Origin of the sequence: Paenibacillus sp. Dod16, assembly GCF_049893405.1 — a bacterium.
Classification (GTDB): domain Bacteria; phylum Bacillota; class Bacilli; order Paenibacillales; family Paenibacillaceae; genus Paenibacillus_AQ.
This window is the reverse complement of the sequence record NZ_JBNDYG010000005.1, coordinates 402,851-418,008: the sequence shown is the minus strand read 5'-3', so window position 1 is coordinate 418,008 and position 15,158 is coordinate 402,851. Positions and strand designations below refer to the sequence as shown.

Below are 15,158 nucleotides of genomic sequence, written 5' to 3'. Positions count from 1 at the left end.
AATGATGAAAAGCACAAGGATGGTGTCATAGACATGGCGATTCGAATTATCGTTAAAGAACCGGATGAGGTTCTTCATAAAAAGGCAAAGGAAGTTACCAAAATTACGCCGAACGTTCAAAAGCTCCTGGACGATATGGCCGACACTATGTACGATGCGGAAGGCGTCGGACTGGCTGCGCCGCAGGTCGGCATTTTGAAGCGTCTGATCGTAATCGATGCCGGTGACGAGCATGGCTTGATCAAGATGATCAATCCGGAGATCGTGGAGAGCGAAGGCGAGCAATTCGGGCCGGAGGGCTGCCTGAGCATTCCGGGATGGAACGGGGATGTGCGCCGTGCGGAGAAAGTGACGGTTAAGGGGCTTGACCGCGAAGGCAAAGAGCTTGTCATTACGGGTACCGGGCTGCTTGCGAGAGCGTTTCAACATGAAATCGATCATCTGAACGGGGTGCTGTTTACGGAAATCGCTGACCGGGTGTATGAGTATGTTCCGGAACAGCCGAGAAAAGAGCTGGAGAATCGATGAATATCGTATTTATGGGCACCCCGGCCTTTGCAGTACCCAGCCTGGAAATGTTGATTGCCGAAGGTTATTCCATAGCTGCCGTTGTTACTCAGCCTGACCGTCCGCAAGGGCGTAAAAAAGTGCTGACCCCAACGCCGGTTAAGGAAGCCGCTCTTCGTCACGGCATCCCTGTTCTGCAGCCGCAACGCCTGCGGAATCCGGAAGCCGTGGCCGAACTGGCCGAATATAAGCCTGACTTGATTGTCACGGCCGCCTACGGCCAAATCCTGCCGAAATCCGTGCTGGATATGCCAGCGCTTGGCTGCCTGAACGTCCACGGCTCGCTGCTCCCCGCTTACCGGGGAGGAGCGCCGATTCAGCGGAGCATCATCAACGGAGAGTCCGTCACAGGCATCACGCTGATGTATATGGCGGAGGGACTCGACACCGGGGACATGATCGCCCGCACCGAGGTCCCTATCGAAGACAACGATACGGCCGGAACCATGTTCGAGAAGCTGAGCCAAGCCGGCGCCGAGCTGCTTCGGCGGGAGCTGCCGCGGCTCGTGAAGGGCAAGGTGGAGGCCGAGCCTCAGGATGATTCGAAGGCAACGTATGCTCCGAATTTGACCCGGGATGATGAGAAGATCGACTGGAGCCGAACTTCCCGCGAAATTTACAATCAAATTCGCGGCCTGGTTCCTTATTCCGGCGGATTCACGCTGTGGAACGGCGAAGTGTTTAAAGTATGGGCAGCGGCTAAGCCGGACAGCGCCCAGAAGCCAGCTGGCGATGCGCAACCCGGGACCGTGCTTGAGCTGCAGGAGAAAGGGATCGTCGTGAAAACAGGCGACGGCACGCTGACGCTGCTTACGGTTCAGCCCAGCGGCAAGAAGGCAATGGATGCGGCGCAATTCGTGCGCGGGACGAGCCTGACGGCCGGGACGGTGCTGACGTGAGCGGAAACCGCAGCCCGAAGGGGCGACTGGACTCCCCGCGGGAGCTGGCGATGAATGTGTTGACACAGGTTGAGCAGGAGGGAGCGTACAGCAATCTCCTGCTCAACACGGCCCTGCAGAAGTCCTCGCTTGCGAAGAGCGACGCGGGACTTGCCACGGAGCTGATCTATGGCACGATCTCGCGGCTGAACACGCTCGATTATTTTTTGGACAAGTTTGTAAAAAAAGGGGTACAGAAGCTTCAGCCGTGGGTAAGGGCGCTGCTTCGCATCAGTCTGTATCAGGTCGTATATCTGGATCGGATTCCGGATCACGCGGTTGTCAGCGAGGCCGTTAATCTGGCGAAGCGCCGCGGGCATCAAGGGATTTCCGGTATGGTGAACGGGGTGCTTCGGAATATTTTGCGCCAGAAGGAAAGCTTGGCGATTCCGGAGAATATGCCGACTGCTCAGCGCATTTCTCTGCTGCACTCCCATCCGCAGTGGCTGGTGGAGCGCTGGATATCCCAGTACGGGATCGAGACGACAGAAGCGATCTGTGCCGCAAACAATGAACCGCCGGCAGTCAGCGTCAGGGTGAATACCACGATGATCAGCCGTGAGGACATGCTGACATTAATGAGCAGCCACGGCCTCGATGCCACCCCTTCGTCGCTCAGCCCCTATGGGATTGTCGTAAAAGGAGCGGGCAATATGGCCTTGACCGATTGGTACCGGGACGGAATGATTTCGATCCAGGATGAAAGCTCCATGCTGGTCGCCGAGGCTGTTAAGCCCGAGCCGGGGATGCGGGTGCTGGATTGCTGCGCGGCCCCGGGCGGGAAAAGTGCCCACATGGGCGAGCTGATGAAGGATGAAGGCAGCATTGTCGCTAACGACATTCATGCGCATAAAGGCAAGCTGATCTCGGATCAGGCCAGCCGTTTGGGACTGGACAGCATTTCGATCGTGACCGGGGACGCGCTGGATTTGGTTGACCGCTTCGAGCCTGCGTCTTTTGACCGAATTTTGCTGGATGCTCCCTGCTCGGGCCTTGGCGTCATCCGCCGCAAGCCCGATCTGAAGTGGGGCAAGTCACAGGAGGACATTCATGAAATTGCGGCGCTGCAGCTAAGGCTGCTGGAGTCGGTCTCTACCTTGCTTCGTCCCGGAGGACTCTTGGTATACAGCACGTGTACGATTGAACCGCTGGAGAATGAAGGTGTTGTATCTGCTTTTCTGGAAGGCCATTCCGAGTTTGAAATCGCGGAAGATGGTCTTGGCGCCTTAAGCCGGCTGGAAGAGAAATCGCTTCTGCAAGGAGGCGGGATTCAAATTCTGCCCCAGCACTATCATAGTGACGGTTTTTACATTGCAAGACTCGGCAGACGCCCCTCATAAGGGCGCTGCCGCCATGACTATAGTCGTATCCCGCCAATGCCGGCGGGTTTTCCTCTTTTACCGTCTCTTTTATTTATGTTAGAATAGGAAGAATGAAAAAAGAGATGCATATGAATGTAATAGGGAGAGTTCGGAAGAATGCTGGCTGGACATCCTCTAAATTAGACAGGTGTGGTGAGAATGAAACCTTTTATATATGATTATTCACTGGAAGAGCTTCAAGCATGGGCTCAAGAGAATGGGGAGCCGGCGTTTCGCGGAACCCAGATTTATGACTGGCTGTACGTGAAGCGGGTGAACGACTTTGCGGAAATGACGAATCTATCCAAGGAGCTTCGCTCGAAGCTGGAGCAGGAGTTCAGTTTTGTTACCCTGACGGAAATTACCAAGCTGGAGTCGAAGGACGGAACGGTCAAGTTTCTGTTCGGCTTGCATGATGACCATGCGATCGAGACCGTCATCATGAGGCACAATTACGGCAACAGCATCTGCGTGACAACGCAGGTAGGCTGCCGTATCGGATGTACGTTCTGCGCATCCACGCTGGGTGGCTTGAAGCGAAATCTGACCTCCGGCGAGATTGTTGCCCAAGTGGTTCAGGCGCAGAAGATTCTCGATAAAACGGGAGAACGTGTCGGCAGCATCGTGATCATGGGCTCGGGCGAACCGTTTGAGAACTATGAAGCGACGATGAAGTTTCTGCGCACGATGATCCATGAAAAAGGATTGAATATCGGCCAGCGCCACATCACCGTTTCGACGAGTGGCATTGTGCCTAACATCTATAAATTCACGGAAGAGGATACCCAGATTAATCTGGCCATCTCCATACATGCACCGAACGATAAGCTACGCTCCAAGCTAATGCCTGTTAACCGCCGGTTCCCGTTTGACGACGTGATTGAGTCGCTTCGTTATTACCAGGCAAAAACCGGGCGGCGCATTACGTTTGAATACGCCTTGATCGGCGGCGTAAACGATCAGGTTGAGCATGCCGAAGAGCTTGCGGACGTCATTAAGGATATGAACTGCTTCGTCAATCTGATTCCGGTTAACCATGTGCCGGAACGGAAATATGTTCGCACATCGCGGAACGATATTTTCAAATTTCAACGTGCGTTAGCAGACAAGGGGGTCAATGTGACCATCCGTCGTGAACAAGGCCATGATATCGCTGCCGCTTGCGGTCAGCTGCGGGCCAAGCATATGGAGTTGAGGTGAGAAGATTTGATCAAGACGGTTCATGTAAGCCATGTGGGACGCGTTCGTCCTGTTAATGAAGATTCGGTATTTGTTAGCACACTGGAGCATGGCTATACCTTGGGTGTGGTTGCTGACGGTATGGGAGGTCACCTTGCGGGTGACACCGCCAGCAGGCTTGCGGTAGATACCGTGGCCGAGGATTTGTCCTCTTTGGAACAGGACATGTCCATGGAAAGTATCCGGGCTGCGCTTGGTGATGCCATATTGCATGCCAATGCCGTTATCTATCGGGAAGCCTCGGCTGATGAGCGGCTTCACAATATGGGCACGACGATTGTAGCGGTGCTGCTGCGAGGTTCCGAAGGCTATATCGGACATATCGGGGACAGCAGGGCTTACAAAGTCGTTCCCGGACAAGTGATTCGACTCACAGATGATCACACATTGGTCAATGAGCTTTTTAAGAGTGGTCAGATTACGGAAGATCAACTGGAGACCCATCCCCGGAAAAATGTATTAAGCCGGGCGCTAGGAACGGATGTGGATGTGACGGTTGAGCTTACACCGGTTACGATCGGAGAAGGCGAAGTGCTGCTGCTCTGCAGTGACGGGCTCAGCAACCGGGTCAGCCGCGAGCTGATCGGACAGATTTCCGGTTCACTTGACCTTCCTCTGGAAGAAAGAGCGGATCGCCTGCTTCAACTGGCACTTCTTGCCGGCGGTGAGGACAACATCACGGTCGCCATGTTTGAACATCAAGAAGAAGTTGTCGGGCAACGTATAAAGGGGTGGGATTCATGATCGGACATGAATTGGCTGGTCGTTATAAAATTATAGAACGCATCGGTGGCGGTGGCATGGCGCTGGTCTACAAGGCTCAGGATATTTTGCTGAACCGGAATGTAGCGATCAAAGTGCTTCGCCAGCAGTTTGTGCACGACGAGGAATTTATTCGCCGTTTCCGGCGTGAAGCACAATCAGCGGCTTCGTTGTCGCATTCCAACGTGGTCAGCATCTATGATGTGGGCCAAGAGGAAGATGTGCATTACATCGTCATGGAATATATCGAAGGTCAGAATTTGAATGAAATTATAAAAGAACGGGCACCGCTGCAGGTGGAAGAAGCTGTGCGGATTGCTACCCAGATCTGTGATGCACTGGGGCACGCTCATCATAACCAGATCATTCACCGGGACATTAAACCGCATAATATTCTGATTGGCCGTAATGGGAGGGTCAAAGTAACCGACTTTGGCATTGCCAGAGCGGTCACGTCGACAACCATTACGCAGACAGGCTCTGTTGTGGGTTCTGTGCATTATTTTTCCCCGGAGCACGCCAAGGGCGTCGTTACGGGCGAAAAATCGGATTTATACTCACTTGGTATTGTGTTATATCAAATGCTCACGGCCCGTCTCCCATTTCTGGGCGAGAGCCCCATTAGTGTTGCTCTGAAACACCTCCAGGAGGAATTTGATGAGCCTAGAGAAGTGAATCCGCTCATTCCTCAAAGCGTGGAGAACATCATCCTGAAGTCCATGCGCAAAAACCCGGAGGAGCGTTACCAGTCTGCCGAAGAGATGATGGACGATCTCGAGACGTGTTTGATGCCGATGCGACTCAACGAACCGAAGATGGAGTTCGAGGACGATGCCGATTCTACCCTGGTCATGCCGGCGCTCAAAACGATGCAGCGCAGCAGCCAGCATCATGACGAAGACGATGACTCGGATGATGAGGACTTTGAGGAAAAGCCGACAGGTAAACCGAAGAAAAAATGGGTCAAGCCGACCATCATCATCGGCTCAGTGCTCCTGTTCCTCGGCATTATGTTTGGTGTCGTCATGTATGTGAACAATATGCTGGAGGTGCCGGAGGTCAAGGTGCCGCAAGTGGTAGGCATGACGGAAGAGGATGCGATCCGCGCGCTTGAGGCCCAAGGTTTGACGGTGGATGAGGAAGTCATTCGTGAATATAAACCAAATGTCGATGAAGGCATTGTGTTTGCCCAGGATAAGGAACCAGAGACCATGCTCAGGCAGGGGGCACCGGTTCAATTGTCGGTTGGGGATAAGAAGCCGCTTAAGCAAATGCCGGATCTCTCGGGTAAGACGTTTGATCAGGCAGTTGAGATCCTGATAAATATGGGCATTAAGGAAAAGGCTATTAAGCAGGCGTCTGAAAACAATGATACTGTACCTGCCGATCAGATATTTGATCAGAGTCCTTCCGCGGAAACAGAAATTGATCCTGACCAGGTGGAGGTACGGGTCACGATCAGTAAGGGTAAGCAAACGGTCAATATGCCGAGCCTGATTGGAATGGACAAAGACAAAGCGGTCGCTACCATCGAATCCTTCGGCCTTAAGGTTGATGCGATAAAGGAGAAATCCAGCTTCGAAGTGAAGAAGGGCGAAGTAATGGAACAATGGCCGTATGAACCTAATGTTCCTGTAGCGCCTAACTCCAAAATCACGCTGTTCGTCAGCTCCGGCTATCCTTCGGACGCGCTTGAGTATAATTACAGCGTACCGGTGTCGCCGAGCGTCGAAGGTCAAGAAAGCAAAATCCGGGTGGTCTTCAGCGATGCGCTGGGAGAAAATCAGGAAGCCGTGAATAAGACCATTACGACTTCCGAAATGGTACCTGTTAAGCTGCTGCTGGCTCCCGACAAGCATGCAACGGTCATGATCTTCCGTGACGGTCGCCAAGTGGATACGTACAGCGTAAGTTACAGCGATGTCAAGAATGGTACCGTGCCGCAGCCGACCTTTGAGCAGCCGCCTGTTGAACCTGATGTACCGGTGGACACGAATCCGGATGAAGGAAATGGCGAGGAAGGCTCGAATGAGGAAGATGATGCTGCTTATCATTGGGACTCCGGGAACAACGGAAACGGTAAGGGTAATGGCAAAGGTAATGGTAACGATTAGAAACAAGTCGTGAGAACACTAAATTTCAACAAGAAAGGTGAGGCCTATTATATGCTAGAGGGACTGATCGTGAAGGCACTAAGCGGATATTATTATGTCAAACCACTGCAGGATGGCAACATTATATCCGGGGAGGACCCAGCGGTTCAATGCAGAGCCCGCGGCATTTTCAAAAAGAAAGGTATCTCTCCGCTCGTTGGAGATCACGTGATGTACTCATTGACTGAAAATGGGGAAGGGACCGTGGATGAAATTCTTCCACGGTCTTCCCAACTAATTCGCCCGCCTGTCGCGAACGTCGACTTGGCGGTGCTGTTGTTTTCGGTCAAAGAACCGGATCTGAGCCTGCATCTGCTGGACAAGTTTCTGGTACATATAGAGCATGAGGGCCTTGAGGCATTGATCTGCCTGACGAAGCAGGATCTTGTGGACGCCACCGACGATGTGCTGGAGCAGGTGAAGCGCCAGTATGAAGAGATTGGTTACGAAGTGCTGATTACCAGCTCTCTGCAAGGGATCGGGACGGAAGAGGTGAAGAAACGCCTGGCCAGTCGAATCAGTGTCTTCTCCGGTCAATCCGGTGTCGGGAAATCGTCCCTGCTGAATGCGTTAATGCCTGGCCTCTCGCTGGAGACGAGCGAAATTAGCCTGCGTCTTGGCCGCGGTCGTCATACGACACGTCATGTGGAGCTGATTGAGCTTGATAACGGGGGGTATGTTGCCGATACACCCGGCTTTAGCCAGCTGGATTTTCTGGAGCTGGGTGTCGAGGAGTTATCGACCTGTTTCAGAGAATTTGCTCCTTATGCTGCCGAATGTAAATTCAGAGGCTGCAGCCATCTGCAGGAGCCGGGCTGCCGGGTGATCCAAGCCAAAGAGGATGGAATCATCCTGGCTAGCCGTTATGAGCATTATGTGGAGTTTTATACGGAGATGAAAGACAAGAAACGGAGGTACTGAATGATGATAAAAATTGCCCCATCCATATTGTCAGCGGATTTTGCGAAGCTGGGACAAGAAATTAAAGAGGCTGAGGCCGGCGGAGCCGATTGGATTCATGTGGACGTTATGGACGGACACTTTGTACCCAATATTACGCTGGGGCCGCCGATCGTCCAAGCGATCAGGCCCCATACGAGCCTGACGCTTGATGTGCACTTGATGATTGAGCAGCCGGAGCTGTATATTGCGGACTTCGCCAAGGCTGGAGCCGATCTGATCACCGTTCATGCCGAGACCTGCCCGCATCTTCATCGCGTCATCCATCTGATCAAAGAGTTTGGCGTGAAGGCCGGCGTCGCGATCAATCCGGCTACGCCGGCCCATGTCCTTCAGGAAGTGCTTCCTGACTTGGATTTGGTACTGGTAATGACCGTGAACCCGGGGTTTGGCGGACAGGCTTTTATCGAGCGGACGGTAAACAAGATCTCACAGCTGCGTGAATGGATTTCTAACTCCGACTACCCGAATATCCATATTGAAGTGGATGGCGGCATTACAGCGGAGACAGCGCCGCTTGTGGTGGAAGCGGGAGCGGATGTCCTGGTTGCGGGCAGCGCGGTATTCGGCATGCCGGATCGCGCGGCAGCCATTGCCAAAATCCGTGACAGCGTAACATCTTGACCAGAACGTGAGCAACGGGATGCATAGGGCGCGGGGTTCCCGCATAAATATGGTTACATGAGCTGGGTTCTCATGTAGCCTTTTTTGTCTGTGTTCACATCTAAGGGCTTGGTGCATAACATAATCTAGGAAGGCATGAGAATGATGGGGAGGGTGAGACATGAAATTCTATACGTTCAAGCTGCCGAAGTTTTTGGGAGGTTTTGTGAAGGCCATCTTAAATACGTTTCACAAGAGCTGACAGCTTGTCCCGGCGTAACAAAACCTCCGCCTGGGACTGACGCCGCCTAGCCGGTTCTGGGGAAAGAGGCAAGAACACTCCGATAGAGCGCATGGAGGACATACCGCATCTGTATGCGGAAGTTTTCTTGCGGTATAAGAAAGCCAAAAAACGCGTTAGTCCTCCTTCGCTTTCTTATATCAAAAGAAGAGTGTCTAGCGACGTACTTATCGAGGACAGACCGCGTTCGACCGGAAGTTTTTCTTGCGATATAAGAAAGCGGAAGTTTTGCTCTTTCATTTTTCTTATATCTAAATAAAAAAAGCACCTGCTAACTGCTAAGGGTGCTTTTTGTTTAGAAGAAGAATATGTATCTAAACGCAAGAAAAACTTCCTTGTCCCGGATCGCCCACAAATGGTGCCTGGAGATTAAGAAGTTTTTCTTCATATAACACAAGATGATTATACGCGAGTCACTTTACCGGATTTCAAAGCGCGAGTGCTGACGTATACACGTTTTGGCTTGCCATCTACCAAAATGCGAACCTTTTGAACGTTGACACCCCAAGAACGCTTGTTGTGATTGTTAGCGTGAGAAACATGGTTACCACTGCTTGGTTTCTTGCCAGTTACATAACATTTGCGAGCCATTCATTACACCTCCTTGTTCCTAACCCTGCATGAAACAATACTTAAATATAATATCACAGTAAAAATTGCTCCGTCAACTGTCCTAAAAACATTTATTTCTCTTTGCCATTATAGTACAATGTTGATTAGTCCATAATATTTCCGAAGAAATAGTTCGTGGGCTGCTCGGCAGGGCTCTCAAGAGGCTTGGGAACCGCCGGAAAGCGTAGAGGACGAGAGGATAGCCCAACCTAGATTTATGATCCATTAATCACGGTAAGTCTTTTATTTACTGCCTGGGCATTTCGTCAGCTATAAGCTATGAAATAGATATGAAATTTACAACAAGTAGTGTTATGGGTATCAAGCCAGGAAGGGGAATTCTCATTGAGTAAGCGTTCTTTGAATGGAACAGAATTTACCGCGATGGTCCTAGCCGGAGCGGAGCAGCTGCAGCAGCATGCAGAACACGTCAATTCCCTGAATGTGTTCCCGGTGCCGGACGGCGACACGGGGACCAACATGAATTTGACGATGACGGCAGGTGTGGCAGAACTGAAGAGTAAGTACTCGGAGTCCGTCGGGCATAGTGCCGGTGTGCTATCCAAGGGGCTTCTGATGGGAGCCAGAGGGAACTCGGGGGTTATTCTGTCCCAGCTGTTCCGCGGTTTCAGCCGATATGCGGCACCTTATACAGAACTAAATTCTCATCAATTCGCCGCAGCACTGCAGACAGGCGTAGAAGCTGCGTATAAAGCTGTCGTGAAGCCTGTTGAAGGCACCATCCTTACCGTAGCTAAAGAAGCGGCCAAGCATGCGGTCTATTTCTCCCGCCGCAACAACGATATCGTGGAATTGATGGAGCAGGTGTTGGCCAAAGCCAAAGAAACACTGTCCCAGACGCCTGATATGCTCCCTGTTCTGAAGCAGGTTGGCGTTGTGGATTCGGGTGGCCAGGGCCTGGTTTACATTTATGAAGGTTTCTTGCAGGTGCTGAGAAAAGACGCTCCGTCCGGATCGTTTGCTGTTGCGGAAGGACAAGCTGAACAGAGCAGCAAGGCACCGGCCTTCCAAGCGGTTCCTGACTTCTCGGCGGTTCAAGCTCCGGCCTCAGCCCAGTCCAGACTGTCCACAGAGGACATTGAATTTTTATACGACATGGAATTCTTTATTAATAGGCAGCTCGGGGAAGGAACGGGTGCAGACTTTGATGAAGATAAGTTCCGGAAAGCGCTTGCAGTGAATGGTGATTCCATCATTGTTATCGCCGATGACGAGACCATCAAAGTTCATGTGCATTCCAAGGCTCCGGGCGAAGTGTTGAACCTGGCACTACTGTATGGAGAAATTACCCAGATTCATATATTGAATATGCGCGAGCAGCACCGTGATTTGCTGACAACGGGAATGGACATCGCACCGATGCCCGAGTTGTTTGCGGATATTCCGGCAGAGACCGTAACACCGGAAGCTCCGGCTGTTCCTCCGGCAGACGAGATCGCACCATACGGTTTCATTGCGGTATCGTCAGGGGAAGGCATCTCTGACATATTCAAATGTCTGGGCGTTGACGTCGTTCTCTCCGGAGGACAGACGATGAACCCGAGCACCGAGGATTTTGTCAATGCGATTTCTTCGATCTCGGCTCAGCAGATTTACATTCTGCCGAACAACTCCAACATCGTGCTGGCTGCCCAGCAGGCGAGAGAGCTTCTCGAAGGCGAGCGCAGCGTAACGGTCATTCCGAGCAAGACGATTCCGCAGGGGATCGCGGCTGCATTTGCTTTCCAGGAAGATGAGAATGCGGATATGAATACCGACAACATGCTGGATGCGATCACTCGTGTGCAATCAGGTCAGGTAACCTATGCCGTTCGGGACACAACGATTGATGATCTGGAGATCAAGGCCGGTCAATTCATCGGCATTCGCAATTCCAATATCGTTGCAGCGAATGAGGATTTGATTACGACCTCCCAGGATTTGCTGGGTAAAATGCTGGAGTCCGGCGATGAAATCGTGACTCTGCTTACCGGGGCGGACGCAAGCGAAGAATCGACCAACGCACTTACGGAGTGGCTCGGCGAGCAATACCCTAACGCAGAGGTTGAGGTACACTACGGCGGACAGCCGATCTATTCCTATCTGTTCTCCGTTGAGTCTTGATAAACAACGCTTTGACATTATGCAAGGTACATTTTAGGAGGGGTTCCGGTGAATAAGACCGTTATTGTGACAGACAGCACAGCGGATATTCCGGCAGACCTGGCGAAGCAACACAACATTCATATTGTGCCGCTGAGACTTATGTTCGGGGAAGATACGTATTTGGACGGAGTCGAAATCACGCCGGGAGAGTTCTACAAAAAGCTGGTGCAGTCGCCCCAGCTTCCAACGACCTCCCAGCCTTCACCCGCAGATTTTGTAGCTGTGTATGAGTCCATTCTGGAACAGCACCCAGGCTGCTCCATTGTGTCCATTCACATCTCATCCGGCTTGAGCGGAACGTATCAGTCCGCATTGCTTGCAACCTCTCTAATCGAAGGAGAAGCGGATATCACCGTATGGGATTCCAAATCGGCGTCCTACGGTTTCGGACTATTCGTGGTTCATGCAGCGAAGCTCGCACAAGAAGCTGCGGCTGTTCCAGATATTATTTCGTCGCTTGAGGATCTTCGCTCCAAGCGCCGTCTCTACTTCCTGGTAGACACGCTGGAGTATTTGCAGAAGGGTGGGCGAATTGGCAAGGCTTCGGCCGTGCTTGGCACCCTGCTTAACATTAAGCCGATCCTGTCCATTGACGGCGAAGGGATTATCTTTCCGGTAGACAAGGTCCGCGGTCGCAAGAAAGCGACGGCCAAAATCATTGAGCTGTTTCAACAGGATCTATCCGGTGTGAAAAATATTAAAGTGGCTGTGGGTCATACAGCTGACCCTGCTCAGGTTGAGGATTTTCTGCAGCAGCTGTCCGCTGTGTTTACGATCGAGGAAACGGTGTATTCCGAGATTGGTCCGGTTATCGGCACGCACGTTGGACCGGGAACCATTGCAGCATATATATGGCCTGCTTAAGTGAGGTAGATGATATGAGTCTCAAACTCGATCAAATATCCGTCAGACAGATCAACGGCGTGAGCGCCCTGAAAGAGGGGGAGCTTCACGCCTTTGGCGTCTCTACGGTCAAGGATCTTTTGGAGTATTACCCCTTCCGGTATGAGGATTACCGGCTCCGTTCCCTGAGTGAAGTCAAGGACGGGGACAAAATTACCATTCAAGCCAAGATCGCGAGCGTGCCGGTACTGCAGCGCTACGGGCGTAAATCCCGTCTCACCTGCAAAATGCTCGCTGAAAACTGGATGTTCACCGCAACCTGGTTTAACCGGCATTTTCTGAAAGACCAGCTTACGGCCGGCCGGGAGATCGTGCTGACGGGCAAGTGGGATCAGCGCAGAATGCAGCTTACGGTGTCCGAATCCGAGTTCCCGGATAAGGGAGCCTTTCGCAGCGGAACGCTGCAGCCGGTGTATTCCATCGGCGGGAAGATCACGCAATCCTGGATCCGAAAAACGATGGGACAGGCATTGGAGCAATACGGGGAGATGATTCCCGAGATTTTGCCGCAATCCTTGCTCAGGAAATATGATCTGATGCCGCGTAAAGCGGCGATCATGACGATCCATCAGCCCGTTGACTCCCGGGAAGGTCAGGAAGGGCGGCGCCGGATGGTGTACGAGGAGCTCTTCTTGTTCCAATTGAAAATGCAGGCGTTCCGCGCGCTAAATCGGAGTCGGATGGACGGTGTTGTACATACGGCTGACAATGCAACGATCCGCGAGTTCGTGCGCAGCTTCCCGTTTGAGCTTACCGATGCGCAGAAGAAGGTGGAGCTGGAGATTTTGCATGATATGCGTTCCCCTTACTGCATGAACCGCTTGCTTCAAGGGGATGTCGGTTCGGGAAAAACGATTGTTGCCGCCATCGCTCTGTTCACAACGGTGCGCTCGGGCTTTCAAGGAGCCTTGATGGTGCCGACGGAGATTCTTGCCGAACAGCATATGCGTTCCCTGCAGAAGCTGTTTGAGCCCTTTGGCATTACCGTCGGCCTGCTGACGGGCAGCGTAACGGGGAAGAAGCGTAAAGACCTGCTGGCTTCCTTACAGATGGGGTTGACGGACGTTGTCGTGGGCACCCATGCGCTCATCCAGGATGATGTGTACTTCCGGGAGCTGGGACTCGTCGTAACGGACGAGCAGCATCGTTTTGGCGTGAATCAGCGAAGCGTACTTCGCCGTAAAGGCTATAACCCGGATGTGCTCACGATGACGGCGACGCCGATTCCACGGACGCTGGCAATTACCGCCTTTGGCGATATGGATGTATCCACGCTGTCAGAGCGTCCGAAAGGTCGTATTCCCATTACGACCTATTGGGTCAAACATGAACTCATGGACCGTGTGCTCGGATTTATTTCCCGGGAAGTAAATCAAGGACGTCAGGCATATCTGATTGCTCCTTTGATTGAAGAATCGGACAAGCTGGACGTTCAGAATGCGATCGATTTGCATGTCCAGATGCAGCAAGCCTTTCCTACATATGCTGTGGGCTTGCTGCACGGCCGTATGACGCCTGCCGAGAAGGATGAGGTCATGCGCCAATTCTACAGCAATGAGGTCCAGCTGTTGATTTCCACGACGGTCGTTGAGGTTGGCGTCGATGTGCCGAACGCAACCCTGATGATCATTATGGATGCCGATCGCTTCGGTCTGTCCCAGCTGCACCAGCTTCGGGGCCGCGTTGGCCGTGGGCAGCATGCATCGTATTGCGTACTTGTGGCCGATCCGAAATCGGAAGTGGGTCAGGAGCGGATGCAGGTTATGACCGAAACCGAGGACGGCTTCGAGGTATCCCGGAGGGATTTGGAGCTACGGGGCCCTGGCGACTTTTTCGGTACGAAGCAGAGCGGACTGCCGGAGTTCCGGCTGGCCGACATGGTCGCCGACTTCAAAGTAGTGGAGGAGGCCAGGGGCGATGCAGCGGCTCTGGTCAGCGACAGTTCCTTCTGGACGTCTCCTGAATATGAACCATTACGCGACTTTTTGCAGCAGGAGAAGATCTTTCAGGGCGATATCATGGATTAATAACATGAATCTGTTGGCACAATGGACAGACCTTCGTCATATACTCAAAAAAGGTAGCAGCATTTATGACTGGAGGTGCTTCAACATTGAGTTATCAGCAGTACGGGATTAGTCCGCAGCTGGTTGAACGAATCAAGCTAAAAATGAAAAACCCGGCGGTCAAGGAAAGAATTAAAGGGCTGACTCAGGGGTTGACCAAGGCAGATCTTCAAAATAGCGCAAAAGTCCATCAATTGATCCGGACTGCCAGCGGCATCTTGAATGAAAAGCTGAGCTCCACGCAGGAGCAGCAAATGGTTCAATTCGTGCTTGCACAGCGCATCGATCCGAACAACACCTTCCATTTGATCAAGCTGTGGGGTATGTTTCGATAACAATTGGATGACATCAAGGATTGACTTTGCATAGAAGAAGCCCCTCTCGGGAGTGTTTTCTCCTTATGAGCAGGGGCTTTTGATTTGGGATATGCAGGGATAAAACGTTCCTGACGTTCTTCCGCAAATGGAGTTTTTGATTTATGTTCCAATCGATAGCAGAAAAAGCGGAAATTGAAGAGGAATCCCGAA

The 15,158-nt window shown here is 52.2% G+C and carries 14 protein-coding genes; 13 read left to right on the top strand and 1 reads right to left on the bottom strand.

The window, feature by feature from the left end:
• The first annotated feature begins 33 nt into the window (after positions 1-33).
• The 9 genes from def to spoVM all read left to right on the top strand — a co-directional run bounded on the left by def (position 34) and on the right by spoVM (position 8,845).
• Positions 34-528 carry a peptide deformylase gene (gene def, locus ACPV3A_RS06760; RefSeq protein ID WP_100536101.1) on the top strand — a complete coding sequence of 165 codons (495 nt, stop codon included), beginning with the start codon at positions 34-36 and terminating at the stop codon, positions 526-528.
• Positions 525-1,466 carry a methionyl-tRNA formyltransferase gene (fmt, locus tag ACPV3A_RS06755; RefSeq protein WP_326117779.1) on the top strand — a complete coding sequence of 314 codons (942 nt, stop codon included), beginning with the start codon at positions 525-527 and terminating at the stop codon, positions 1,464-1,466. Before def ends, fmt begins: the two co-directional genes overlap by 4 nt.
• On the top strand, positions 1,463-2,845 hold the full coding sequence (gene rsmB / locus ACPV3A_RS06750; RefSeq protein ID WP_326112355.1) for a 16S rRNA (cytosine(967)-C(5))-methyltransferase RsmB: 1,383 nt from the start codon (positions 1,463-1,465) through the stop codon (positions 2,843-2,845). Before fmt ends, rsmB begins: the two co-directional genes overlap by 4 nt.
• Before the next feature lie 180 nt (positions 2,846-3,025).
• Entirely contained in the window at positions 3,026-4,066 is a 1,041-nt protein-coding gene (rlmN, locus tag ACPV3A_RS06745) for a 23S rRNA (adenine(2503)-C(2))-methyltransferase RlmN (protein ID WP_100536104.1), read from the top strand.
• A gap of 6 nt (positions 4,067-4,072) precedes the next feature.
• Complete coding sequence (locus ACPV3A_RS06740; protein WP_076320735.1) at positions 4,073-4,849, top strand: Stp1/IreP family PP2C-type Ser/Thr phosphatase; 777 nt, start codon at positions 4,073-4,075, stop codon at positions 4,847-4,849.
• Entirely contained in the window at positions 4,846-6,981 is a 2,136-nt protein-coding gene (gene pknB / locus ACPV3A_RS06735; protein ID WP_426198497.1) for a Stk1 family PASTA domain-containing Ser/Thr kinase, read from the top strand. Before ACPV3A_RS06740 ends, pknB begins: the two co-directional genes overlap by 4 nt.
• A gap of 51 nt (positions 6,982-7,032) precedes the next feature.
• The gene (gene rsgA / locus ACPV3A_RS06730; RefSeq protein WP_100536107.1) at positions 7,033-7,941 is read left to right on the top strand and encodes a ribosome small subunit-dependent GTPase A; all 909 of its coding nucleotides are present in this window, start codon (positions 7,033-7,035) and stop codon (positions 7,939-7,941) included.
• Positions 7,942-7,944: 3 nt separating this feature from the next.
• On the top strand, positions 7,945-8,604 hold the full coding sequence (gene rpe / locus ACPV3A_RS06725; protein WP_426198561.1) for a ribulose-phosphate 3-epimerase: 660 nt from the start codon (positions 7,945-7,947) through the stop codon (positions 8,602-8,604).
• 160 nt (positions 8,605-8,764) lie between these two features.
• Positions 8,765-8,845: a stage V sporulation protein SpoVM gene (spoVM, locus tag ACPV3A_RS06720; RefSeq protein WP_034273235.1), complete on the top strand. Its 81-nt coding sequence runs from the start codon at positions 8,765-8,767 to the stop codon at positions 8,843-8,845.
• Between the two features lie 441 nt (positions 8,846-9,286).
• Here the strand turns inward: spoVM and rpmB are convergent, their stop codons facing one another.
• On the bottom strand, positions 9,287-9,475 hold the full coding sequence (gene rpmB / locus ACPV3A_RS06715; RefSeq protein WP_006209230.1) for a 50S ribosomal protein L28: 189 nt from the start codon (positions 9,473-9,475) through the stop codon (positions 9,287-9,289).
• 366 nt (positions 9,476-9,841) lie between these two features.
• Here rpmB and ACPV3A_RS06710 point away from each other — a divergent pair, with 366 nt between their 5' ends.
• From ACPV3A_RS06710 to ACPV3A_RS06695, 4 genes are all read left to right on the top strand, one after another.
• Entirely contained in the window at positions 9,842-11,620 is a 1,779-nt protein-coding gene (locus ACPV3A_RS06710; RefSeq protein ID WP_426198496.1) for a DAK2 domain-containing protein, read from the top strand.
• A 48-nt stretch (positions 11,621-11,668) separates the two neighbouring features.
• Positions 11,669-12,526: a DegV family protein gene (locus ACPV3A_RS06705; RefSeq protein WP_194541757.1), complete on the top strand. Its 858-nt coding sequence runs from the start codon at positions 11,669-11,671 to the stop codon at positions 12,524-12,526.
• 14 nt (positions 12,527-12,540) lie between these two features.
• Positions 12,541-14,592: an ATP-dependent DNA helicase RecG gene (gene recG, locus ACPV3A_RS06700; RefSeq protein ID WP_113057117.1), complete on the top strand. Its 2,052-nt coding sequence runs from the start codon at positions 12,541-12,543 to the stop codon at positions 14,590-14,592.
• Positions 14,593-14,678: 86 nt separating this feature from the next.
• Entirely contained in the window at positions 14,679-14,966 is a 288-nt protein-coding gene (locus ACPV3A_RS06695) for a stage VI sporulation protein F (protein ID WP_113057116.1), read from the top strand.
• The last annotated feature ends 192 nt before the right edge of the window (positions 14,967-15,158 follow it).